This window comes from Cupriavidus metallidurans CH34 (assembly GCF_000196015.1).
GTDB lineage: Bacteria > Pseudomonadota > Gammaproteobacteria > Burkholderiales > Burkholderiaceae > Cupriavidus > Cupriavidus metallidurans.
Genome location: NC_007974.2, coordinates 1,335,297 through 1,360,597 on the forward strand (window position 1 = coordinate 1,335,297; position 25,301 = coordinate 1,360,597).

Below are 25,301 nucleotides of genomic sequence, written 5' to 3' on the forward strand. Positions count from 1 at the left end.
CCGCCTTATTTCGAGGGCACGTACTCGACCGCGCCGATGTCCACCCCACCGCCTTGCGGCCGTGGCGTCCCGAAGAAGTCGTGGTCCGGCGCACCCGCCCCTGCCGCATTGATCGCCGGAGACGCGCCCGTAATCGAGTAATTGCCAAGCGGCACGCCGTACCCCGCGCTGCCCGCGGTGACGGAGGCATTCACCAGCGACAACGGACCGTAGGACATGTTGATCCACTGGTTACCCTCGTCCGGCGTGGCCGACGGCGTCAGGCTGAACAGCGGGTTCGGGATCACCGCATCGGCAATGCCCGGTGGCACCGAGATGCCGTTGCCACCCGCTTCCGGCGGCTTGCGCGAGCCATTGCAGTACTGGCTCACCAGGGCCGGATTGGAGCCCAGATTCCCCTGCCCCTGATAGTCGGCGGCATCCGTCAGGATCGACTGCCGTGGCGCAAGCGTCAGTCCCGACGAGTGGTCGCTCGGCCCCTGGTCGCCATAGGCGCCGATGTCCCAGTACACCGCTTTGGGCGCGCAGTAGCCGGTGGCATGTCCCGACTGGTTCAGCGTCGGGATCAGGGTCACGATGTTCTGCAGGCCGGGTATCCCTTGGTCGAGCGCGCCCACCTTGATGTAGAAGGACCGGTTCTGCCAGAACAGGTTATTGGCGATCACCGGGTTCGAGTACGTCTTGCACCCCGGGAGCCCGGCCGGACAGTTCACGCTCTGTCCATTGAACGCGCCGAGCAGGTTCTGCGTATGCCGCGCGGTCTCCAGTCCCGCTGGCTGATAGGTGGATGTCGTGATCGGGTCACAGGTCGTTTCCGCACCCACGGTGGTGCAGTTGGTCGGCGGTGGTACGTTGGCCTGGCTTGCCGCGGCGGTGTTGAACAGCACGCCGGCGGACGCCGTCGAGTCATTCGACACAACCGTGTTGTTGATGAAGCTCACGTACACCGCATCCTGAATCGACACCCCGCCTCCAGCCCAACCCGCCACGTTGTTGGCGATGATGTTGTTGGTGACGGACACCTGGTACCAGCGGCTCGGGTTCGTCGGGCTACGCGCCACGTCGGTGCCGTTGACCGACTGGAGCCGCAGCCCGCCACCCTTGCCGCTTTCCGCCGTGTTGCCGACGATCAGGTTGCTGTCGATCTTTATCCCCGGGCCCGCGCCATCGGACAACTGCGGCGCGCAATCCAGGTCGGTTGCCGAGTTTTCGCAGAAGGTGCCATCCGGCGGAACCCCCTGAACGATGATGCCGCCGCCATAGGTGGGTAGCGTGGGGTTGTTGCTCTGGTTGAAGAGCACCCAGTTATGCGACATCTCGCCGAAGTAGCTGAAGCCGAAGTGAGCCACGCCGCCACCGTCGCCGCTGCTGATGTTCCCGCACACCCAGTTGTAGTCGAACTTGTAGTTGTCGGCACCCGAGCAGAACGTCACCCCACCCGCCGAAGACGGCGTGGTGGAGTTGATCTCGTCGCCGTAGGAGGCATTCGACGTGACAGCGTTGTGGTGCACCTTCACGTTGGTGTTGTAGGCAAACGGCTGCTGCGTGAAGCCGTCGGCGGCGATGGTGCCGTCAGGCACTTCCACCTGCCCCACCGTGATGCCACCTGTCAGCGTTCCGGCGTTGCCGAACACGCGGTTGTTGGAGACCTCCATGTTGTGGTTCCAGCCGTGCAGGAAAATCCCGCCACCGCCTTGCGAACTATTGGTAAAGGTGATGCCATCAATCCGCGACGGGTTGCAGAGGAAGTTGCTCGGATAGGTGGAGCAATCCGCCGCGCTGCTGGTCAGCGGCGTGCAGATGCCGTTGGCGCTGCAGTTCGGGTCGGATTGCAGCACGCCGTTCACGGACACGTCACGTACCCCCTTGGCCAGGACCGTGATCGCCGCCCCTTCGTAGGCGCCCATCAGCGTCGGCTCGATAAGCAGCTCGCCCAGGTTGCCATTCAGCGTGCCATCCCAGCCGATCACCGGTTCGAGCGGAATCGCATCCACCTGCCGCTGCATGTTCGCCGGGCAGGTGTACGTTCCCGACTTGTCATACGGATTGGTCGCGGAGATCAGACCGCCGTTCGTCGCCACGCCAAACAGGCACTGCACCTGCCTGCGCCACGGATCGAGCTTGCCCGAAGGATGCGTATTGGCGTTGACCACGACCGACGGAGCGCCGACACCTTGCAGGCGCACAGGCTTCCACATCAGCAGCATCTCGTTGTACGTGCCGGGGCCCACCAGGATCATGTCGCCCGGGCTCGCCTTGTCGATGGCAGTCTGGATGGCATTGTTGGATCCGTTCTCTCCGTTGACGAACGTCGGCGCCTTGCCACCGATAGTGACGGTAACGGTGTCGATCGACGTCTTGCCATTGGCCGCCACGATCGAAAGTTCGCCGCACTGGGCCGCAGACTGACCCGCCTGCTGCACCGAGCACGCCGCCACGCCGGCGGGCACCTTGCCCGTGATGCTGAGGTCGCTCCACGTCACGTCGGTCATCGGCTTGCCGCCGATGGTCACGTTCGGACACGGACCCGAAGCCGGGCAACCGGCAGGCCGGCTACCAAAGCCGTAATGCCGGCTGATGGACTTCGCGTTGAACGGCGCCGTCGTGGCCGATGGGCCGCTGTAGGCGTGGTTGGTCACCGTCTGATCGCCAAGCGCCTTGATGGTCAGGCTGTTGCCTGCCGCCTGCACCCATGGCCCGCTGCCAGTACCCACCGTATCGCCTTGCACGGTCGAAATGGCTGGCGTGGCGTCGGGATAGGCGCAGTCCGGCTGGTTGTAGCCATCCGCGAACGCCTGGACAGGCACCACTGGCGTGTCCATGTACTGCGTCTGGCCCGGCATGAACGGGATCTCGTAGCAGAACTGGCTGTAGCCGGGGTTGTAGAGCGGGTCGCGCATGGTCTTGCCGGGGTGCGCCGGGTCGGGCATATCCGGATCGTTCATGCACGCCACCATCATGGTCGGCGCGTAACCAGTCGGATTGGGCGGATTGACCTCCCAGGTGGAATAGTTCAGGCCGTTGAAAATGCCCCATTGGTCCGAGTAGACGCGCGCCACTTCGGTGCCGCCGAAATCCTTGATCGAGATCGGCACATTGGGCACGGCGAACTTCTCACCGAACTGCGGCGAGTATGGATCGAACTCGGACGAGAAGTCGTCCAGCATGAAGCCCGTATAGTGCGCGGCCACATGGGTGGAGCTGAAGACCCAGAACTTGGCCAGTACGGTCATCTGGTCGGTCAGGATGACTTCCTTGCGATCGCACAGGTTCCGCGAAGCACCTGCAAACGGCGCCACCTCCTTCGAGCCCGGGAACAGGCTGATGTAGTCCGGCACGACGCGCAACGCGCCAACGCACGGCCAGAACGTTTCCACGCTGCCCGTGTCGCCCTCATGCCGTGGCGACGAACCGAGGCCCGTGGTCGGATTCTGGGCATTGAAGCGGTTGTAGGTGGCGTTTACCGCGGCCTGGTCGGGCAGGATGAAGATATTGCCAAGCGCGCCGAACTGCTGCGTGACCGGCGCGATGTAGTTGTCGCCAATCAGGATGTTCTTGTCCTCTTCCTTGACCAGCTCGTATCCGGGTGGAAGGATGACTTCCACCACATACTTGCCCGGGGGCAGCATCATGGTGCCGTCGCCGGTCGGGTTTTTCACGCAGATCGTGCAGTTGGTCCCGGTGGCATTCCCGTTGCCAGGGTTGCGGCCGGTAACGCTCGGGAAGCTGTACATCCCATCGTACGGCGCAGGCTGCAGCTGGTTGAAGGCGTGCATCCCGTCATAGCATTTGAACTGCGCGTTCGACGGCAACTGCTTCTGGGTCGGGTCCAGCCACTGCGTGCTGTTGCGCAACGTGAAGAAGAACGGGTCCTTGGCCTGCGTCTCCTGCCCAGGGCAGTTCATGTTCGGCACGTTGTTGGTGCGGAAGCCCTGCGCGAAGTCGTCCCAGCTACTGGTCTTCGTAGTATCGACCAGCGTGAGCGCAACCGAGCCGTCAGCCGCAACCGTCTTCTGGTAGAGATTCACCGTCACGTTCGGCACGTTCGGCGTCCAGCTCGTATGGATCAGCAGCGCTGGATCATCAAACGGACGCGTCGAGGCGTAGATGACCTCGCCACGGATGCCACCGTTCTCGTTCGCGGCGAATGGCTGTTTGCCGAACTCGATGAATCCGCTTTGGCCCGAGAAGCCCTGCCAGCCCATGGTGGTGATCCACGGCGGATCGATACGGCCCGTGGATGGCTGGTGCGCGCTGCTGCCGGGTCCGTTCTGGATCGAGTATCCATTGCAGTCCGCGTTGTCGCAGTACACCGATCCCGGTACCCGCAGGGGGTTCGGCAGATGAGCCGTGCTCGATTCCAGGGTGTTGGCATAGTTCGACGCGATCGAAGACGTCCCCCCGCCCGGCGTGCCGTCCGGCGGACCACCCGAGTCATAGACCACGTGCACGCCCGTCTGCTTGAAGCGTGTGGTATCGGCTTCGACTACGTACCAGTTGAACAGCGGGAACACCTCGTTGAACGCCGCATAGCCGTTGAGATCGGTGTTGTTGAAGTTCGAGTAGCTGCCGTCGCGGAACCGGATATTGGTGGGAACAAGCGTCAACCCCGGTTCACCGCTCTGGGACACGCCATCCTTGTTCGTGTCGATGAAGGTGCGCGTGTACAGGTTGGTGTGCCATTGCAATACCGGGATATCGCCCAGGACCATGTTCTGACCGCCCTTCACCTGGAATGCGGTAGCCAGGCCATCGACGATCTGGTCGTTCCATTGGTCGAAGACGGTCAGGCGGTATGTCCCGTCCGGAATGCCCGATACGGAGAAGGTGCCGTCGGCATTGCACTTCGCGAAGGCAATATCCTCCCCGTCGGGGTCACCCACGCTCACATAGCATTGCGTGAAGCCAAGCGAATCGCGCGATCCGCTGCCGTACAGATGCTGGTTGGGCGGCCGGCTGTAGTGCAGGTTGGTGATCCTGCCTTTCACACTGTTGACGCAGCCTGACCCCGCGCTTGCGCAGATTGCCTTCAGGCGGGCATTGATGATCTTCGGATTGGCAAAGCCGACCGATACATGGAAGCCAGCCGGCCCGAACTCCTGGAAGTAGGACGGCCCGCCAACCTTGATGAACGCATCGTGTGCTTTCTGGCCGTCAAGCGTATTGGTCTGGAGCCACTCCTCGCCCCGGCCGATCCGATCGGCTGCGGGCGTTGCCACAACGCCGTAGCGGCCCGGCATCAGGTTGGCGATGATCGCCTGCCCCACCAGTGGCGACAGCGTCTTGCCATCGGATTCGAATTTCGGGCAGGTCGGGATCATGCCGACCAGCGTGCCATTGGGCGGAGACTTCGAAATCGGGCAGGCATCCAGCCCCGTGAGCGGATCGATCGTTCCCTGCAGAGAGTTCGACAACGGCATGTTGAACATGTCGTAGGTCATCTGTCCGGTCGGATCGCCCGTGCCGCCGGCATCGTCGAAGAGCTTGATCTCGAAGCCGCCCAGGCCCGGTTCGCGGGCCGTGCCGAAGCCGTCCGTGCCGCCGCTGACATCGACTTCGCCATTGAGCGGCGCGTCGTCCTCGAACACGAACACCGAGATCTTCGCGGTCTGCAAGGGCGTCTGCTGCAGCAGGACGTTCACCGTTTTCTGGCCCGCCGCGATGGGCGCGCCGCCCATGCCGTGGCCACAGGTACCCGAGCCCGGCGCGAAATCCGCGCCTGCGGGGCCGGACGGACAATCCGCGGCAATGCTGAACGGCCGCAGCGGGCTGTTCGCGTTGTTCGGGTCCACCGGCTTCGGCGCGCCCGCCCCGGCGCTGAACGGATTGCCGGCATCGCCTGGCAGGATCGAGATGTAGTAGCGCTTGGCGGGGTCCAGCACCACCTGACTCGGGTCCAGCGGGGTTTTCTGCGCGGCATCGGTACGGCAAGTACCGTTGCCGACATCGCAGGTCGCTGCCGAATGCGTGCCGGTGTTCGGGTCAAGCACCGACTGCCCGGATTCGCAAGCCACCACGCCGACGCATCCCGAGGCAACCACAGGCATGTAGCTGGTGTGGAAGTTGGTGCCCAGACTCGGCACGGGCAGCGGCGGACAGTTGGCCGGTCGCTTCGTGCTGTTAACCTGACAGGCAGGATCGATGTAGAAAGTGCGGTCTTCCTCGATGATCCAGCGGTAGTCGTTGATCGGTGTTCCGGTCGGGGCATCCTTGACGGCCACGACAAGCCCGCTTCCGCCCGCGAATGTCACGGTCACCGTGGCCGGCTTGCTGGATGTCTTCTGCGAGTTTACGGCCGTGTAGCTGAAACGTACCGTTGCCGTACCGTTGCCCGACGGCGGCGCCGAGGGAATGGCCGTAAACGATCCATCCTGATTCAGCGTCACCGTGCCGCCCTGCACGGCGCCAGAAATGGCAGCCGTCAGAAGCAGACCCGAAGGATCAGTGTCGTTGGCCAGTACGCCGGGCGCGCCTGACTGGTAGCGCGAGGCCGTACTGCTGGAGAAGGCGTCGTCCACCGCCACGGGCGCCTTGCCCAGGCATTTTGAATTGGAGGTGCAGGCAGCCAGCGTGACCTTGGCCTTGATCGCTGGATTGCCATTGGCCTGATAGATGAAGCTGTCAGTGGTGGTGCCACTAGCCGGGCTGTATGTAAACGTCCCATCCGGGTTCAATGTCAGCGTACCGCCAGAAGGCCCCTGCTGCACCGTCACCCCATAGACGCCAACATCATTGGCGATCACGCCTTTGGCCGGGTCCGCCACGATGACCGGATTGCCGGGGACCAGGAAATACGTATCAGGGTTGGCCACCGCATTCGTCGACGACGACGCCTGAGGCAGCGCGCCACCATTGACCGCGATGTAGGCCTGCATGCCGCCATCGCGCTGGTTGTTCGTCGACAGACTGAGTTGCCGGTCGAACACCGGCAGGGCCAGCGCGCCACTCGCAGGCGCGTTCATCATCACGTCGTAGGCCTTGCCGGCAGCCAGGAACGTGGCGCTCTGCACCTTGGGCGTGCCGGGCAGCACGTTGCCGTCCTCAGCGATCAACGCAACACCGGACGAGCCGGCGTTGCCGGTCTGGGCACCCACGATCACCGGCACGTGCGCGCGCAGCCCTGCATTGACATAGCGCACGAGAATCCTGCCCGTGGTGGGCGTGGTGCTGACCGGGAAGCTGGACCGGTTCTGGTTCGTGCGATCGAAGGCCACGCCATTGATCATGTAGTAGCGTGGATCGTAGTTCACGGCAGGCGGGTAGCAGGTGCCGAACGTTGGGGACTTCGGGTCCCCGCAACTGCCGGCCTGCCCCGACCAGACTGCGGTCTCGCTGAAGTTCGGCGTCGCCACCGCCGCTGCCACCGCAGCGTTCTGCACGGGGTCGACTTCGCTCAGCAGCAGCGGCAGGTCAGCGTCATAAGGGACGTTGGTGTATGCCAGCGCGGGGTTGCCGGCACTGGCCGGCGTGGTCACGATCAGCATCCCGTAGAGCCCCATGGGACCCTGAATCGACGGGTGCGTGCCCGATTCGATGAGATAGGTGCCAGGCTTGAGGTTGCTCCACGTCAGCGTAGCCATCCCGCCCGTCGCCACTTCGGTCGAGAACGACTGGACGCGCGCGGCCTGTTGGGGCGGCGTGAACTGTGCGGATCCGCCGGCAATCGGCCACGTTGCGCTTTGCACCGGGTGGGCCGGGCTGGCCGTGGTCGTGGCCGTCTTGCCGAGGCCGCCTCCCAGCTGTCCCGCGATGACCAGCGAGGTCGGAACCCCGCTCGTGGCGTTCTTGGGCACCGGCAGGCTGTTGGTGAGGTTGATGGTCAACGTGGTCGCGGCGCCAATGTATGGCACCCGGATAATGACCGGCGACCAGCCCGTACCGGCGTTCGCATTGGACGCCACGCATGTCGCGCCGGTGGCGGTGCCGCACTTGTAGCCCCACATCGGCACGACCTGGCCATCAGGCATTGCCGCCGTGGCCGCCTGGGCCGTGAGGTTGACGGTTTGTGCAAGAGACTCGCCGCTCGCCACGAGCAGCAGCGACACCGCGAGTCCTGCCTTGACCAGGTCAAGCACCCTGGCCCTGAACTGATCGGATCTCATCGCGTTTCTCCCGCCCGCTAGTTGCCTTCGTTAATCGTGAATGCCTGTGGGTCCACAAGCATCATCATCATCATTCCGCCCGGGAAAATATTGTTCGTGGTGATCTCGCGCTCATTGTGCGAATGCCACATGAAGGCGAAGCCAGCCTCGCTCGTAGGCGAATTGGCGATGGTCCCGGAAGGCGGTGTGGTGCCATTGGCGCCCACGGCGCGGATCGTGGCGTCCGGGCCGAGGTATGGACTGCCGCCGTACCACGCGCCGTTGGTCAGGATGTTGGCGTCGGGTAGCGTCACCGGCCCGCCACTGGCGACATTGCCGAACGGATGCGCCTCGAGCGCCTTGTTATGGTCGGCGCACCACTCGTAGTAGTTCGGCGCGTGCGGATCGACCGTGTAATAGCCATTCGCGTCCGGCTGGCACACCACCGGCTTGCCGGCGTACGCGGGGAAAGCCGGATCGGTGTAGACAGCGCCAGCCACATGGCCGTACACGTCCCAGTTCAGGCCCTTGCCCGTCCAGTAGAAGATGCCGTCCATGGCCAGCCCCGGCGTGGTCGTGGTGGTGAACAGCAGCGGCCCGGCCAGCTTGGTCGAATCGGTCTGGCTCAACAGCAGGTTGCCGTCCCTGGCCAGCACGCGCACGTGATTGCCGTGCTCGTGGAAGGGGTGCTGCCAGCGGCCAGTCCCGATAATCCGCAACAGCACCAGTTCCCCAGGATGCATATGCGGATTGCCGTTATAGGGCTGATGCGGGTACTGCACGGCATAGTTCGGGTCCATGAGGTCCGGCATCGAGCGACCGTTGATCATGAAGTACGCCGGATGGTACGGCTCGGTGACCACGGACATGCACCCGTTGGGCTGGTTGCACGTCTTGGCGGCCTGCTGCTCCGCCTGCTCATGGATACGCGGATCGAGCTCGGAGAACTGAAACAGGTACTCACGGTCGTAGCAGGCCGACGGATTGTTGTAGGCGGCTGCCGCATTGCGGTAGTCGGTCTGGCCATCCGGCAGCGTGGCAGCCACCGCGCGGCATCCGGGCGGCACGACCGTCGCGCCACCGCCACCCGATGTGGGCAGTACGATGAGCGCCCCATACATCCCCATCTCGATCTGCAGATCGCCCTGCGTGCCGCTGTAGTAGGAATGGGTACCCGGCGTGGTGGCAACGAAGCTGTAGGTCACCGTGCCACCACCGTTGGCCGCTTCGCGCGTCAGGAGGCCCGGGACACCGGTCGGTGTGTTCGGGCAGGTCTTGTCCGGTTTCAGCGCCGCCGCGCAGACCTGGAAGCCCGGAAACAGGATCGACGTGGTACCGGCCGCCGCAGGAAGGTTGTTGGTCAGCGTGACGGTGACGGTGTCCCCCTGCCTGACGATAAGCGTCGGCCCCGGAATCTGCATCGAGGAGCACGTACCCGTGATGTTGGCAGGAAGGAAGCCGGTCGGCGTGGTCTTGCAACCATAGCCCCATGAATAGATGCTCGATCCGTCAGGCTGGCTGATGCGGTTCGCTTCGGCGTTCAGGTTGAACACCGGGCCAGTGATGCCGGGCGCCGCGGCCTGCACCGATGCGCAGGCCAGTGCAACCACACCGGCACAGGCCAGCGATGCCACCCTGGACGCCCCCCTGTTTCTGGATAGTTGGCTCACGGCATCTCTCCTAGGAACAGACCTTGCTGGCGGGGTCGACGGCGTTGCAGATATGGACTTCCGTCATCAGGCCACCGAAGTTCTCCGCATCGTTCGAGAGGTGATCGAGGTTCGGCGTGTACAGGTAGAAGGTCGAACCGACCGGGAACCTGTTCACATCGCTGGCATCGAGGATCACGTCGATCGATTCGCCACCGCCGAGCGTGATCGAGTTGGTGTAGTAGGTCATGTCATTGCCGGCCATGTCGCGCAGCAGGCGCGCATTGACGGCAATCACGTGCATCGGGATGCCGAGCGACGCCAGCGTCTGGAACTCGCTGACGTCGAGGTCCGAGATCCGCAGCAGTGCCTTCCCGCCAACGGGAATGTTGATCAGCGTCGGCAGCGGCTGCGAGAAGTGCTCGGTACCGTCCGCCACCTGGGTATGCATCGCCGCCTGGTTGATCGTATCGGGGTAGCTCCGTCCGTTCAGCAGGAAGTACTTGTCTTTCATGTCGGTGAACGGCTCGGGATTGAAGGTCATCCCCACGAAGTGGAAGTTCGGGTCGAAGCCGTGGATCTGGATCGGGTACTCGACGTCATAGGCGGTGGATCCATCGCCATCGTTGTAGGCATAAAGGGTGGGCGTTCCGCTCTTGTTCGGCACGCGCTTGAATGTGTTCTGCGGTGGCAGCGGCGTGGCGCAGAGAATGTCCGTGCCACAGCGGGTGCGCGGGTCCGCCTGCTGCGACATCAGTGCGGCGTACAGCGTGGTGGTGCCGTCCATTGGCACGCGGTTCTGGCGCGGCCGAACGTAGATCTGCCCGACCATGCCCATCTGCAAATGCTCCGGTGGCGTGATATGGCAGTGCCAGAAGTACGTTCCGGCGTCCGGCGCCAGGTAGTAGTACGTGAAGCTTCCGCCGATATTGATCGCGACCGATGCGTCCGGCACGCCGTCATAGAACGACGAGGCATTCGGGTAGCCGTGGAAGTGCACGGTGTGCTGCTCGAACAGGTCTGGGCGCATGATCATCCCGACGTTCGTCAACGTGAGGAAGAACTCGTCGTCTTCGTCGATCGCCATCGTCGGCGCCGGCATGTTGCCGTTCATGACGCCTACGTCCATGATCTGCTTCGGATCGACGTGACCGGTCAGCGGATGGTTGGCGTCCGTTGCCTCCGGATCCGGCACCAGACCCACCGCGCCGTTGTAGGTCGGATCGGTCTGTGGGCTGCCCACGGTATTGAACACGGAGTTTGGCTGGGTGCCGGGCAGGCCTTTCTTGATATCGGCCAGCCCAGACAGTGGCCCGAACGAGAACAGGTAGGTCTGTGTGCCATCGCCCATCGTGGCGTAGCCATCGCCGCCGGAGATCTGCTGGCATTTGATGCCTGCCGCGACGCCACCGCCCTGCGCGGGTGCCGGATGCAGTGTCGTGCTGTCCGGACACTGGACCCGGAACGACTGTGCCAGTGCGGGCAAGGCGATGCTGGTCAGCAGCAGCGCGGTGAACGCGCTGCGCAATATGCGGGAACTCGACATACGGCCTCCTTCCTGGCGGCAGCCTCGGTCCTGGTCCGGTGCCCCCGGCTGTCTGCGCGCGCAGCCGAACGATCCGGGCGAATGGCCGATGTCCAGGACATCCATCGCCCGATGCTTCCATTCTGGAAAGCGCGACGAAAGCTTGGCATGGGGCAACACCCTACTGATGCGGTAGGGCAATCCATCAAAGACTGCCCCGTCTTCGACACCCTCAACCGCCCGGCCGCAATGGCGCGAATGGAGAGGTCCTGTTCCCGTTGCCCGGCACTGCCCCTTTCCCACCGCGCGTGTTCGGCGCTGGCGTCTGCGGCCCGGGGTTCGTGCCCGGAATGCCGCGGCCAGGAGGCACATAGAAAAACTGCCATTCGGCGTAGGTCTTGGCGTTCGCGAACTCGGCGTAGCGTCTGGGAAACCTCGCCCGTTTGATCGTCTCGGCGGTCGAGCTGCTGTAGACGCCGTAGATCCGGCCACCTTCGATCAACAGTTTCCAGTCGGCCTTGCCCGTCATCGGGTCCGGATAGGCGCGTCGCAAGTGGTGCAACGGCACGGGAAACCGTTTGTCCTCGAGCAGATCGTCGATGGATGCCGGAAGCGCGCGTCCCACCAGGTAATAGCTCTGGATCGCCTGCCTGTACTGTTCGCCAACGAAGAGCAGTTCTTCTTCCATCTGTCGCTGTCGTTGCAGCGCCCACACGTCCAGCGCCCCTTCCATCGCGATCGCCATCAGCAACAGCGCGATCAAAAGCGACAGCAGGACCAGCCCCTGCCCTCGCCTGCGACGAAGGCATCCACGCACCAGACGCGCACTAGGCATCGGGCTCATTGGCTTGGCCGTTCGGCTGCAGCAGTTGCCGCGGAAGCTCCCCCGGCTGCGGTAGTCGTGGCAGCGGCGGGCTTTACCGCCTCCGGCGCGCTGGCGGGAGCCAGGTCGTACACGCCGGGTTTCTCGCCGTCTGGCGATGCAACGACCACCCAGTCGCGGCTGCCGCTGACCGGATCGTCGGGCACATTGCGCAGGTAGCGCCGGGTCACCAGCTCGTCGAGTGTCTCGGGATAGCGCCCGTTGTCGCCGTAGAACTTGTCAATGGCATCGCGCATCACCGCAAGGTTCTGCCGCTGAACCTGCTCCTTGCCACGGTCGATCGCGTGAAGGTAGCGTGGCAGCGCGATGGTCAGCAGCAATCCAAGGATCGCCATCACGACCACGATCTCGATCAGCGTGAATCCTCGCCGCCACGTGAAAGCCGGAAATCGCATGGCCGTCACCAGTCCTTGTACGGAATGCCGTTGAGGCCAACGCGCGTGGACGTCGACGACACATCATAGACATCGGCACTGCCCGCCTGGCTGCCGTCTGGCGCCTTGCCGTAGGCGCGGACATTCCACGTACTCTCGGGTGGCACATCGACATCGCCCGCATAGAACGGATCGCGCGGCACCCGTCGCAGAAACTGCAGCAGCCCACCCTTCGGGTCCTTGGCATCGACGACGCCAGTCGCCAGCACGTCGAGCGTTGGCGGATAGCCGGACATATCTGCCTTCTTCTCGATGGAGCCGAAGTCGCTGGCCTCCTTGTACGCATCCAGCGCTGTTCTGATCTCGCGCAGGGCAACGCGGAGCTCCTGCTCCTTCTGGCGCTGCACAATCAGCTCGGAGAACGGCAACACCGCCAGCGCCACGATGCCCACCAGCGCCAGGGTCACCACCAGCTCGATCAGCGTGAAGCCGCGCCCCCCGCATCCCGTCAGCGGGCCGCGACGCGCAATGCAGAGAGATCCGGGCCTGGCATTCATGGTTCAGGGGCTGCCGCCGGGGATCGAGTACAGCGGATTGTCGCTGGGGATGTCCGTCGGCTGCCGGGGCATTGGCGCGGGCGGCGTCGGTGGAATCAGCTCCACCTGCACCGGACCACGTGGCGCTGGCGGCGGCGCCGTATTTTCGGCCGAGCCGTCGGCGTTGCCAGACGCCGGCACGGGTGGTGGCGGCGCCGGCTCGGCTGTGCCGGCTGGCGCTGCCTGCCCCTGCGGCACCGCAGGCGTGCCCGAGAAGCGACCGTTATAGGGAGCCGGTGGCGGCGTGGTCCGCATCGGCGGCGGAGGCTGCCCGAATGCACTCTTTGGCGTTGCTGCAGCGCTGCCGCTTGCGGCCGGTGGCGGCCCCATGGTTCCGCCACCTACCTGTCCAGGCTTGACCGGCGTATAGGGCAACGCAGGCGCGCCGGATGCCGTCGATGCGACGGGACGGCTCGGGTCCAGCCGCAATTGTTCGGTGCGGACATTGGTATCGGTGCCGGACCAGAGCTCGCGCGTGTCGCTATCCATCGTCAGTTGCGGGCGTACGATATGCGGCGTGATCTGCAGCACGATCTCGGTCTTGACGTGGTCACCATTGTGGTCGGAGAACAGCCTCCCAACCACCGGCAACTGCCCCAGCCCGGGCACCTTGTCGGCAGACGTCCGATCCTGATCCGAGATCAGCCCGCCGAGTATCTGCGTTTCGCCGTCCCGCAGTCGCAGGCTCGTGGACGCGCTGCGCGTGCCAATCTGGTAAGCCAGCGAACTCAGGCCCGTCTGCGCGTTGCCGCTCTGGATCGTCTTGGTGATATTGCTGACCTCCAGGGCCAGTTTGATGCCCACGTCGTTGTCGCGATACACCTGGGGCTCCACTTCCAGCTTGATGCCGACATCCAGATACTGGATCGTCTGGGTGAACGATGGTCCGCTCGTGCTGGGCGTGCTGGAACTGGAGATCACCGGCACCTTGTCGCCAATCAGGATCCTTGCCTTCTCCTTGTTTCGCGTACGAATCCGCGGGCTGGCGAGCAGATTGGCATCGGTATCGGTCAGCTTGAAGTTGGCTGTCGCCGACAACGGACTCACTTCAAGCTCGTTGGCGGTCAGGTGGTGCAGCACGCCCCATGTCGTCGCAGAGGCTGGTGTGGCCATCGTGAACGAATTTGGCCATGCGATGCCAAGGTCGGTCAGACGCTCGCGCGACACCTCCAGAACCTGGACTTCGAGCATGACTTCCGGCTCCGGCAGGTCCTGCGCGGCGATCATCTGCTCCGCCACGCGAATCGTGTCTGGCGTACCGCGAATGGTCACGGTGTTCGCGCGTTCGTCGACCACGACTTCCTTGATCTTCAGCAGACTCTTCAGCAGCGACTGGACCTGCTTGGAGTCGACATTCGACAGCTGGAATGTGCGGACCTTGAGCTCCTGATACTCCTGCTGCTTGGCGGGCGTGGCTGGGTAGATGAACAGCGTGTTGGCGTTCAGCACCTTCTTGTCGAGCTGGCTTTGCAGCAGGATCAGATCCACCGCGTCCTCGATTGCCGCATTGGTCACGAAAATCGTGGTCTTGAGATCGGCACGCACATCCCGGTCGAAGATGACATTGAGACCGGAGGTACGGGATAGTGCTTCGAACACCATGCGGATGTTGGCATCGCGGAACTGCAGGGTCACCGGCGTGCGCATGATGGACCCCGCCGCGCGCTGTTCCTCACGCGCAAGCCGCAGCAGACGGCGTTGCTCCTCGATACGCTGGGCCAGTTGTCTGCCGGCAATGCTGTTCGGATTCTCGGCAAGCACGTAGCGGACGCGCTCCGCTGCAATATCGTAGGAGCCACGATCGAACATACGCTCCGCTTCCTGCAGGATGGCCGCGTCGCGCCAGTCACGCTGCAGCGCCGCGCCAAGAATGCGCGCGCGCTCGTTGGTGGGGTCCAGCTGGTTCGCCGCGCCAAGCAGCGGAACGGCGTCCTGGTACTGGCCTGCCGCGCGTAGTCGCTCCGCCTCCTCGAGCAGTGCATTGACCTGCCTGTCCCGCTCGCGCAGCGCGCCGACGATCTGCTCTGCATTGGTGCTCGGGTCCGGCGGGAATCGCTGGTACATGGGCGAGCAACCGGCAAGGCAGGTTCCCAACAGGATGACGCCGATGCAGATGGGCTGCGCTTTGCATCTCGCCCGGATCAGCCTGGGCCCACGTGAGGTATGCATTTATTTCCCCTCGCTCTGGGTGGGCAGGACCTGCTTCATATTGAGCGGCAGGTAGGTAAACGTGATGCTCTCGGTCGCAATCGCGTCGATACGGTACTGCCCGTCGATCACGTCGCCGCGAGAGACAATCAACAGGCGGTCGCCGTTGCCCAGGAAAATCTGCGGCTTGGGCGTATTGCCGTCCAGCGCACCAAGGAAGCTGAACGGCAGGGGCGGCGGCGTTGGCGGTGGCTCGACGACCGGTTCCGGAGGCGGCGGTGGGGGCGGCGGCGGCAACCACGATGACGCCGTGAAGGGATCGTGCCCCGGCTCGGCGGACATCGGCTTGCGCAGCTTCTCCAGCTGCTCGCGTGGTGCGGCATGGGTCTGCGTCTGGGCCACGGCGGCGCTGGCGGGTGGGTGCTTCGCCGCGGAATGATGCGCGTGACTGGCCGCTGCGGCATCACTGGAGGCGCCGTGCCGCGTCATCGTGCCCCAGGAAGGGCCGGTATTGATCGCTGCAAGTGCCGGGTTGGTGCGCGGATCGGGCATCACCGACCAGGAAACGACGGCGGCCAACACGAAGCCAGTCGTGCCGATCAGGATCTTTCGGGCGAGATCGTGCGTCATGGCCGCTCCGTCCGATAGATCAAGGCAAAGCGGATACGCGCCTCGATCTGATTGCCATCCACGGCCGGCCGCTCGACGTGAATCTCCTGCAAGGCCGCGTTAGGCACACTGTTCAGCACCGACGCGATAAAGCGCCGAATCGCGCCGTACTGATCCTTGACCGGCAGCGTGACCTGATAGCGCACGAAGCGCGCGCCCGGCTCGGCACTGAACTGGTACTGGGCCGAGCCGAGCGTCAGGTGGCTCTCCCGCGCCTGGGCAAAGATGACGGTCAGGTCTTCGCCGCTGCCGGAGAAGGTCGAGAATAGTTCGGGGAATTTGTCCGGCGCGCTGATATCGGCCTTTGCCTGCGCCGCCTCGGCGGCACGAATTCCTGCCACCTTGCGGGCCTGCCATGTCTGCGCATGAAGTGCCTTCGTGTCCGCCATCAGGTCGGGCACCATTGACCAGACCACAATCGCCGCCGCTAGAACGGCGATGCCAAGCAGCCCTGGGGTCCCCAGTGTCCGCCAGAGCGCGAAACGGATCGTCAGCAGGCGATCGCGTACCTGGGCGGCTGTCATGGCTTTCTCCAGACAGCGGCAACCTGAAACCGTATTGGCGTGCCAGGCACATTGGTTTCCACCAGATGCGCGTTCAGGACCGCCTCGCGCAACAGCGCGCTACTCTGCAGGTACTTGAGATAGGCGATCATCGCATCGGCGTCCTTGGCTTCCGCGACGATCCGAATCTGCCCCTGCGCCGGATTCTGGTCGATGCCGATCAGCGCCACATCGTGCTCGGGATAGTTCTCGACAATCGACAACAGGTCCTGCCAGGGCACCGTCAGCTCCCGCAGGATCGCCTGAGACTGCTTCTCGGCCAGCTTCGCGGCTGGCGTGGAGGCAACAGCGATGGTGTGCCTCGCCGGGCTGGCACGGCGCATGACGGTTTCGAGATCCGTTCGCGCGATCTCGTTGCTCTCGCCCGCCCGCCAAAGCTCCCACACCCCCGACCCAAGCAGGATGCCGGACACGAGCAACAGTACGATGCCAGCCAGTGGCGGCTGCCAGCGTGCCGCGCAGAAGTCGATGTCCAGGCGCGGCTTCATGATGCAAGCCCCATCAGGCCTAACGCCGGCGAGGCATACGTGGCATCCATCCCCGTCGCCCGATGCACCTTGGCGAAGCAGCGCTCGAACGGTGCCGTGTCCACCGCATTGCCGCTGAGAAAGACCGTGCACGTACTCGCACTCTCGTCCGACCACCTCTCCAACATCGTGCGGGCCTGATCGGCGAGCCGCGTATCGCTAGCCGTCTCGCCGGGAAACAATCGCTGCGCGTCATAGGCAACCCAGTGGCTGCCATCGGTCATGGCCACCTGCAGCAGATCGTCCGCTACCACGACGATCATGCCCGGAAGATCCGGCATATCGCGCTGGGTCCGGTCGAGCAGTCGGGGCAGCCTGGGAGACAGGCACGTCACCTTGATGTCGGCTTCGGCACAGGTTTCCTGGATGCCTGTCAGCAATGATCTCGGCATCGCGCTGGCAAAGACAGCGTCACCGCCAGCTTGCACTGCGATGGCGATCGCCAGACTCACACCCTCAAGGCCGAACGCATCCGAGAAGTACGCGCGCGCAACCTCTTCCACGTCCCGCTTGCGCATACTGCGGAAATCGCCACGCAGCACCCCATGATTCACCCAGAAGTCGTCCAGTACGATCGCAGCATGGTGTCTGCGCCCCGCCAAAGGCGGGTTGGACGGGGAATGCGCCTCGGCAAGTGCCATGCGCAGGCTATCGAGCGCGCCCTCCTCGTTATACCAGCGGTCGGACGGCGTCTCGACGCTGCGGTGCGAAACGATAGCCAGCGGCGCCGTGAGGCCGCCCAGCGACAGCGCCTTGACTTCGCGTCGCTGCAACAGCGTCCACAGACGCTCGGCCCTGGACTGGCACACGCCGACCGCGACATCGCACGTGCCAATGCCGATGGCAAGACGGTTACTCGGAGATCGTGACACGATTGATCTCCTCGAGCGTTGTTTCCCCTGCGGCCGCCATCTCGATCGCGGCCTTGCGCAGCGTTTGCATACCTTGCCGCAGTGCCACGCTCTTGATGCGCGCAAGTGGCGCGCGCTCCGAGAGCAGCGCCCGGAGTTCGTCGTTCATCCGCAGCGCTTCCGCAATCGCGCGCCGGCCACGATAGCCACTGCCACGGCAGGCCGCGCAACCCAGTCCGCGCCGGAAGCGGAACCCGTCCGCCATGTCCGGGTCGATGCCAGATCGTGCCAGCAAGTCCCGATCACCGGCTTCCTCGACCACGCAGCCATCGCAACACTTGCGCACCAGCCGTTGGGCGACCACGCCATTCAGCGCCGAGACGAAGCTGTATGGATCCACCCCCATGTTCGTGAAACGACCGATCACGTCGAACACGTTGTTCGCGTGGACGGTCGTGAACACCTGGTGTCCGGTCAGCGCCGCCTGCACCGCGATCTGCGCGGTCTCCGCATCGCGGATCTCGCCCACCATGATCTTGTCCGGGTCATGACGCAGGATGGAGCGCAGGCCACGCGCGAAGGTCAGGCCCTTGGCCTCGTTGACCGGGATCTGCAGGATGTCCCCGAGCTGGTACTCGACCGGGTCCTCGATGGTCACGATCTTGTCCAGACCATCGTTTATCTCGGTCAGGATGGCGTACAGCGTCGTGGTCTTGCCGCTACCGGTTGGGCCGGTCACCAGCAACATGCCATAAGGCATTGACGCCACCGACCGCATGAAACCGGTATCGGCAGCCTGAAAACCCAGTGTTTCGAGCGTCAGGCCCTGCGCGGACTGCGATAGCTGGTAGCGGTCCAGAATGCGCAGGACGGCGTCCTCCCCGAACAGGTTCGGCATGATCGATACGCGGAAGTCGATCTCCCGCCCGGCATACTGCGCCTTGAAGCGACCATCCTGCGGCACGCGCCGCTCGGCGATATCGAGTTCCGAGATGACCTTGACACGCGACAGCACCTGATCGGCGGGTGCGCGTCCGTCGACCCTGCCCACCACCGCCAGCACGCCGTCGATGCGGCACTTGATCACCAGGCCGTTAGCGCGGCATTCCAGATGGATATCGCTGGCCTGCATCTTCAAGGCGTCATAGATGGTCGAATTGAGCAACCTGACGACCGAGCTGTCGTCATTGCTGATGCCCTGCAGACTCAGCGCCAGCGCGGACGATTCCGCCGCGCGGTGCTCCAGTTCCTCGAAGGCAACGGTATCCAGCGCGTGGACGTCTTTCTCACGCGCCGCAAGATAGGCCGTCACGTCGCCGACGGTCGCCAGGCGCCATTCGTAACGCACGTGCGGCCGGGCACGCATCCGCTGGTCAACCCGCCCGCGCGACTGCGCATCGAGCGGGTCCGCGATCACGAACACGAGCCCGTCCCCGGACCGGAAGCAAACACACAGGCGTGCCACGGCCTCGACGAATGGAATGATCTCGAAGTCTGGCTCCATCTCCTGCAGGTCGCGAATGCCGATGGGCTCCATCCGGAAGGCGCTTGCCAGCTCGGCAAGGCTCTCGTCCGCGCCCACGCCGCTCTGGGACATATACGCTTCCAGCGCGCGGGTGCCCGACCCGTAGGACGCCGCGAGTTCGCGCAGCGTTGCGCGGAGGGTGGTCCCCCCATGCTGCTCCGGATGCGTGCCGATCGGGTCCATGATGGTCTACTGAACGCTGGAGGCGAGCTCGAAGATCGGCATGTACATCAGCACGACAATGCCGCCGATCACGACGCCGATGAAAATCATCATCACCGGCTCGATCAACCGCGATATCAGGTCGATGGCGCGCGAGACATGCGACTCCTGGAATCCGGCAATCTTGTCCAGCACCGGGCCGAGGCCACCGGTCTTCTCCGCGACGGTCAGCAAACGAGAAGTGATGGCATTGGCCAATCCACACTGCTGGAAGGCTTCCGAAATCTTCCTGCCGCTGCGTACCGCGTGCAGTGCCGTGCTCAGCGCGGCGCGATCGGATTGGCTCACGAGCCCTTGCGACAGCTCGAAGGCGTGTACCGCGGGAATCCCTCCTTCCACCAGCATCGCCGACGTTCGGAAAAATTGGGATTGGCGATAGATGCGGAAATGCGGCCCGATGCCAGGCAGCGCAAGCAGCCGGTCGGCCAGCAGATCGCGTATGGACTGACGCTGTAGCGCAACGATGCCGGCCAGAAGCAGTATGGCGAATGTCAATGCGATGGCTGAGCCGTGCCGGTGCACCGCGCCGCCCCACATCATCAACCAGCGCGACATCAACGGCAGTTCGCGGCCGCTGTGCTCGAGCAGCGCGGCGAACCGTGGCACCACGAACGCCAGCAGGAACAGGACTACCGCCATCCCCACCACCAGCAGAACCGACGGATAGATGGCTGCAGAGATCACGCGCGCGCGCAACGCCTGCAGCGTGGCACTGTTGCGTGAGTAGCGCCGCAGGCTGTCCGCGAGACCACCGGTCTGTTCGCTGGCCTTGACGCAGGCGATCAGCACATCGGGAAACACGTTCGCGGCGTTCACCATGGCTGCGGATAGCGAATGGCCTTCCTCAAGCTGCCGGAGCAGATTCCCGTAGACACGTGCCGACGCCTCCCTGCGATCGTTGCCGCCCAGCGTGCGCAAGGCGTCGATCACGCCAACACCGGCATCGAGCAGTGCGGCAAGCTCCCGCGCGAACAGTTCCACGTCGAACCGCACACCCGGCAGCACGCGCCATCCGCGGAGACTGTTCGTGGTCGTGACGGTGGAACGGACGGATGCCACGCGCAGGCCTCGGGATTCCGCCTGCGTCACCACATTGGCAGCGGACTCGCCGTCCAGATAGATGGTCTTGACCCGGCCACCGCTGTCGAACACGCACAACATGTAGGTCACCGTCGTTCTCCACGTCAGGCCGGCGGGCCGGCCCCTCACGCTTTCACCACGAAGTAATGTCTGAGTTCTCTCCCGTCCCTCCCGGCTGTCCGTCCTTGCCAAACGACATGAGGTCGTAGTCGCCATGCTCCCCCGGCGACCTGTACTGATAGGGCCGATCCCATGGGTCCAGCGGCACACGCTTCTGCAGATAGGGGCCATTCCAGCGCGGCGCGTTCTGGGGCCGGGTGACCAGCGCGTCGAGACGCTCCTCGGTAGTGGGGTATGCCCCCACGTCGAGGCGATATGCGTCCAGCGCCTTGCTCAACGAGTCGACCTGCGCCTTGGCCACGTTGGTGTTCGACTTGCCGATCTGTTCGAAGTAGCGCGGCGCCACCAGCCCGGCCAGCAAGCCGATGATGACCATGACGACAAGCAACTCGAGCAACGTGAACCCTGGCGGGCATCCCACCGCCAGCCGATATGGGCGATGATCCGGGAAGCGGCGCGTTACCCATCGCCATCGGCGCTGCGCCAGCCGCTTCGGTTGCGTGTCGATACGCATGGCAAATCCCTTCCTCCTGGTGGAGAGCTGCGATCCAACCTGGGGCCTTAGTGACATTCTTGGATACAGGGCGGGTGCCAAGTAGTAGGGAGGTCCGCCTTTAGGCATGGGTAGAGACCCTCCTTCTTCCTCCGACGGGCCGCTTTCATGGCATTGCATTTTTCACGCGCCTAGAATGATCACAAACGATACAAGGCACGCATCGGGAGTGCCGGCCCGTCGCAGTCGGGAACACAGGCCCGCGTGGTCCGGGCCACCATGGCGCGCCTTTCATCGGAACGTGGGAATCGCGCGAATCTGTATCGGAGGGCCAATGGAAGACAAGCCATCCCATGGAGCCGAGCCCCTGAAGTTGCGTGACGTCACGGATGCGATGCGCCGGATGAGCGCGGCCATCGAAACGGGTCACCGGTGCTTTCGTGCCATTACCGACGGACGAGGCACGGCGCTCGCAGTTCTGGCGCCTGACGGGTACTTCGTATCTGTCAACCATGGCGCCGCCAGATTGCTCGGCTACACCTGCGCGGAGCTGATCGGCCGGTCACTGGCCGACATGGCAGACGACGGCGATCGCGCATGGATCGTGGATTGCCTGGCCGCGAGCATCTCCTGCACCCTCCGCTCGTTCAATGTCGTGCTGCATGGCCGTGACAATCGAGCAGCCAGTGTCCTGCTGCATTTTCAGCCGGTGATGGATGGCAGGGGCAACTGCAGCGCGGTGCTTGTCATCTTCGAGGAGCCTGTCGTGCTGCAGCAGGGGCTGGTGGATGCCCTGATGCGGTCGGAAGCGGATTTCCGGCGTCTGTACACGCACCTGCTGACCGGTCAGGAACACGAGCGCAAGCGCCTGTCTTCAGAGCTTCACGACGGCCTTGGGCAGGCGCTGACGCTGGTCAAGCTGATGGTGGAGGATGCGCTTGGGCGGATGCGCCATGGCAGCGCCGAGCAGGCGGAGTCACTGCTCGAAACCACGCTGCTACGCATCAGGGAAACCATCGGCGAGGTCCGGCACATCTGCAATGACCTGCGCCCACGGCTGCTGGACGATCTGGGCCTGGTGCCGGCGCTGGAGGCGCTGTGCAAGCAGACGCAGCAATGCACCGGCAATCTGCTGGTGGTCTTCGACTGTCGCATCGTTGAAAACGAGGTGCCCGACAACCTCAAGGCGGACATTTTCCGGATTGCCCAAGAGGCGATCAACAACATCATCAAGCACGCGCTGGCCACGGAGATCAACATCGTCCTGCGCCGCGCCGCGAAGGAGATTCTGCTGACGATTCAGGACAATGGCATTGGCTTCGACGATCTATCCAGCTCACCCGACGGCCCGACATTCTCCGGCCTTGGTCTTCTGGGCATGCGCGAGCGGGTCGAATCGAACGGAGGGAGCTTTGCGCTGACGTCAGGCCAAGGTAGCGGAACCCTGGTCAGCGCTGCATGGAGGGTCTGATCGGGCAGACCCTCCCGCTACCCTGTCACTCGTTCCGCAGTCATGGGGAAGCCTCACCATCCGAACCGGCGGCGCGCCCCTCGTCCAGCATCTGCCGGCGTACTGCGGGAAGTGGTACGGCATCCAGCCCGTCATGGTTCGTCACGGATGGATGATTGTCGTCGCAATACTTCCGCGCCAACGATGTGATCAGCCCCATGCTGATGGCGATCAGCACCAGTTCCGTCAGGTTGGTGATGCCGAGCTTGCGCATCAAGCTCGCCCGATACTTCTCGATCGTCTTCGGGCTGAGATTCATGTAGATGCCGACTTGCCGGTTCGAGCGCCCTTCGGCCACCAGCTTGAGAACGCTGCGCTCCCGTGCCGTCAGCAGGTCCCATCCGGTCTTGGCGGTCGACATTTCATGGCCGCTGACGTAGGACTCCACAAGATTGCCGTAGAGCTCCGGGCTCAGATGTTTCTTGCCCAGCAGGACGACGCGCATCGCGGTCACCAGATCATCGAAGGAGGTGTCTTTCAGTACATAGCCGTCGACGCCTGCCCGCAATGCCTCGCGCACATATTCGTCGTTCTGGTGCACCGAAAGCGCAATTATCCGAATACCAGGAGATCGGCGCTTGATTGCTGCAATGGCATCGATACCGTTCATGCCGGGGAGCGAAAGATCCATCAATATCAGATCCGGGCACAGCGAGATTGCCAATTGGCAGGCCTCCCGGCCATCTCTTGCCTCCCCCGCCACGTGATATCCCATTTGCGCGGACAGCATCGAACGCAAACCCGCGCGCAGAAGATTATGGTCTTCCACGATCAGCACACTGCAGTTGTTATTCATTTGCGCCTCCCACTTCGAACTACGCGGAAGTGCGAGCGGCATCCACATTGAAAACGTGTCCGAGGCGACACGTATTTCAACGCGGGGGCAGCATGAATCAGCCTGTCAGGTGGTGATACTGCCTGGGACAGATCGGGCCCGCGGAGGCCCGCCCGGCAATGCTTGGGGCAGTCACGAACCGAACTGGAATCCCTTGCTGGCTCACAGGATTCCGCGCTGTCCAGGTGCCCGGCGCGCGTCACACAGGACGCGGCCTCCCCCTAATTCAGGGGTGCATTGCGTGCTTCGACTTCTGTCCGCTTGAGGCAGCGGCGCCCTCCCGGTTCGGCTTTCCATGTCTTGGTCATGGTGACGCCGCGCGTTCTCCTTCCCTGAGTCAAGATTAGGAGAGAAACACCAGAAAAGATACCAATCTGAGGAATGAATAATGCATTTTTCATTAGACATCCGGCGTTATTTTGAATGTCTGTAGAAAATACATTAATGAAAAATTAAGAAGTGAGGAAAACCGCTTAATTATATATCGATTGTGGATATATCAATGATTATGAGGTGATATATACCACGATATATGTCGCGCAGCTTGCAGCACTCTGGTATCCGATCCGCCTAACAGCCAAGCTGACCACGCTGATTCACGATGGCCTGGCGGTTGGCCTTGAGTTGCGCCATGTTGTCCCAGGCGTTGCCCTGACGCATGGCGAGGTCGTTCTGGCGGAGCTGATTGAACAGCATGGTGCAACTGGAGCGGCGGTTGTTCTCCGCGGCGATCGTCATCTGCTGTTCACGGGCGCTGGCCTGCTGCAACTGCCTGGCTTCGACGTCGTGGCGACGGAGGTAGGTTTCCTCCTGCTGCCGGGTGACCGCCGTCTTGCCGATGATCGAGAGCGTGCCACCTGGCTCGCCGGTATTGCGGTAGCCGGTCGGACACGTCACGCCATCGTCGAGATAGAGAACCTTGTGGTCTGGGCCATCGCACCGGGTAGCCGCGAACGCGGTCATCGCATTCGTGGCGCAAAGCAGGACAGCCAGCAGGACAGCGTTCCGTGCATTCATGGTGAATTGGCCTCGTTGATCGGACGGACAGGACAGGTAAGGCAAGCGCCGGGCCGATGCCTATGCCTTGCCCAGCCGGGTAATCAACGCGGCGTGACGTGGATGGGATGACGCCAGCCGCGCCAGTTCATCGCGGTCCGCCAGCTCGAACTCGCTGAACTCGAATCCCGGCGCTACCGTGCAACCGGCCAGGGCATAGCCGGCCGCGCCCACCACGCGTTCCGCGGCAAACCAGCAGCCGGCCGGCACCACCGCCTGGAAGACGGTCCCTGGCTGGAACAGCGGATTACCCAACCGGTGCGTGGTGAACGCGCCGTCAGGTGCCAGCACGTGGACATTGAGCACATCGCCTGCGTAAAAGTGCCATGCTTCGTCGGACTGGATGCGGTGCCAAGCCGAATAGGCGCCATCGCACAGCAGGTAGTAGATGGCCGTGGATGCAGAGCGCTCGGCTCCGTCGGCCACGCGTGTGATACGCGCGGGGTCCCGGTAGGTCTCGCGGTAATAGCCGCCTTCCGGGTGCGGGACCAGGGACAGTTCGTCGATCAGGCGTTGCTGCGGTGAGCGCGTAGGCATGACTTGTTTCCGGGGCTGCAGGGGCTGCGGGGGGCTGGTGTGTGGATCGGATGACTG

Annotated in this window: 18 protein-coding genes; 1 reads left to right on the forward strand and 17 read right to left on the reverse strand. The window is 63.7% G+C overall.

Annotated features, from left to right (window positions below; genetic code table 11):
• Positions 1 to 5: 5 nt before the first annotated feature.
• The 14 genes from RMET_RS24165 to gspG form a co-directional block, all read right to left on the reverse strand.
• A complete protein-coding gene (locus RMET_RS24165) occupies positions 6 to 8,102 on the reverse strand; it encodes an Ig-like domain-containing protein (protein WP_011519133.1) in 8,097 nt (2,698 codons plus the stop codon).
• A gap of 17 nt (positions 8,103 to 8,119) precedes the next feature.
• Positions 8,120 to 9,751, reverse strand: coding sequence for a multicopper oxidase family protein (locus tag RMET_RS24170; protein ID WP_029309913.1), 1,632 nt, complete (start codon positions 9,749 to 9,751; stop codon positions 8,120 to 8,122).
• Positions 9,752 to 9,761: 10 nt separating this feature from the next.
• Positions 9,762 to 11,276, reverse strand: a complete 1,515-nt coding sequence (locus RMET_RS24175) for a multicopper oxidase domain-containing protein (protein WP_011519135.1) — start codon at positions 11,274 to 11,276, stop codon at positions 9,762 to 9,764.
• Between the two features lie 211 nt (positions 11,277 to 11,487).
• Entirely contained in the window at positions 11,488 to 12,099 is a 612-nt protein-coding gene (locus RMET_RS24180; protein WP_011519136.1) for a hypothetical protein, read from the reverse strand.
• Positions 12,096 to 12,533: a type II secretion system protein gene (locus RMET_RS24185; protein ID WP_011519137.1), complete on the reverse strand. Its 438-nt coding sequence runs from the start codon at positions 12,531 to 12,533 to the stop codon at positions 12,096 to 12,098. Before RMET_RS24185 ends, RMET_RS24180 begins: the two co-directional genes overlap by 4 nt.
• A gap of 5 nt (positions 12,534 to 12,538) precedes the next feature.
• Complete coding sequence (locus RMET_RS24190; RefSeq protein WP_011519138.1) at positions 12,539 to 13,069, reverse strand: type II secretion system protein; 531 nt, start codon at positions 13,067 to 13,069, stop codon at positions 12,539 to 12,541.
• Positions 13,070 to 13,072: 3 nt separating this feature from the next.
• Positions 13,073 to 15,277: a type IV pilus secretin PilQ gene (locus tag RMET_RS24195; RefSeq protein WP_011519139.1), complete on the reverse strand. Its 2,205-nt coding sequence runs from the start codon at positions 15,275 to 15,277 to the stop codon at positions 13,073 to 13,075.
• Entirely contained in the window at positions 15,278 to 15,886 is a 609-nt protein-coding gene (locus tag RMET_RS24200) for a hypothetical protein (protein WP_011519140.1), read from the reverse strand.
• A complete protein-coding gene (locus tag RMET_RS24205) occupies positions 15,883 to 16,449 on the reverse strand; it encodes a hypothetical protein (RefSeq protein WP_011519141.1) in 567 nt (188 codons plus the stop codon). Before RMET_RS24205 ends, RMET_RS24200 begins: the two co-directional genes overlap by 4 nt.
• Entirely contained in the window at positions 16,446 to 16,976 is a 531-nt protein-coding gene (locus tag RMET_RS24210) for a hypothetical protein (RefSeq protein WP_011519142.1), read from the reverse strand. The genes RMET_RS24205 and RMET_RS24210 overlap by 4 nt, the downstream gene beginning before the upstream one ends.
• Positions 16,973 to 17,887: a hypothetical protein gene (locus RMET_RS24215; protein WP_011519143.1), complete on the reverse strand. Its 915-nt coding sequence runs from the start codon at positions 17,885 to 17,887 to the stop codon at positions 16,973 to 16,975. The genes RMET_RS24210 and RMET_RS24215 overlap by 4 nt, the downstream gene beginning before the upstream one ends.
• Positions 17,868 to 19,574, reverse strand: a complete 1,707-nt coding sequence (locus RMET_RS24220) for a GspE/PulE family protein (RefSeq protein ID WP_011519144.1) — start codon at positions 19,572 to 19,574, stop codon at positions 17,868 to 17,870. Before RMET_RS24220 ends, RMET_RS24215 begins: the two co-directional genes overlap by 20 nt.
• Positions 19,575 to 19,580: 6 nt before the next feature.
• Entirely contained in the window at positions 19,581 to 20,783 is a 1,203-nt protein-coding gene (locus tag RMET_RS24225) for a type II secretion system F family protein (RefSeq protein WP_029309911.1), read from the reverse strand.
• Between the two features lie 43 nt (positions 20,784 to 20,826).
• The gene (gspG, locus tag RMET_RS24230) at positions 20,827 to 21,327 is read right to left on the reverse strand and encodes a type II secretion system major pseudopilin GspG (protein WP_011519146.1); all 501 of its coding nucleotides are present in this window, start codon (positions 21,325 to 21,327) and stop codon (positions 20,827 to 20,829) included.
• A gap of 313 nt (positions 21,328 to 21,640) precedes the next feature.
• On the opposite strand from gspG, the gene RMET_RS24235 reads away from it, so the two are divergent.
• Positions 21,641 to 22,777, forward strand: a complete 1,137-nt coding sequence (locus tag RMET_RS24235) for a sensor histidine kinase (RefSeq protein ID WP_029306323.1) — start codon at positions 21,641 to 21,643, stop codon at positions 22,775 to 22,777.
• Positions 22,778 to 22,817: 40 nt separating this feature from the next.
• Here the strand turns inward: RMET_RS24235 and RMET_RS24240 are convergent, their stop codons facing one another.
• From RMET_RS24240 to RMET_RS24250, 3 genes are all read right to left on the reverse strand, one after another.
• Positions 22,818 to 23,612, reverse strand: a complete 795-nt coding sequence (locus RMET_RS24240; protein ID WP_011519148.1) for a response regulator — start codon at positions 23,610 to 23,612, stop codon at positions 22,818 to 22,820.
• A 609-nt stretch (positions 23,613 to 24,221) separates the two neighbouring features.
• On the reverse strand, positions 24,222 to 24,668 hold the full coding sequence (locus RMET_RS24245; protein WP_011519150.1) for a hypothetical protein: 447 nt from the start codon (positions 24,666 to 24,668) through the stop codon (positions 24,222 to 24,224).
• Positions 24,669 to 24,728: 60 nt separating this feature from the next.
• The gene (locus RMET_RS24250) at positions 24,729 to 25,244 is read right to left on the reverse strand and encodes a cupin domain-containing protein (protein ID WP_029309910.1); all 516 of its coding nucleotides are present in this window, start codon (positions 25,242 to 25,244) and stop codon (positions 24,729 to 24,731) included.
• Positions 25,245 to 25,301: the final 57 nt, after the last annotated feature.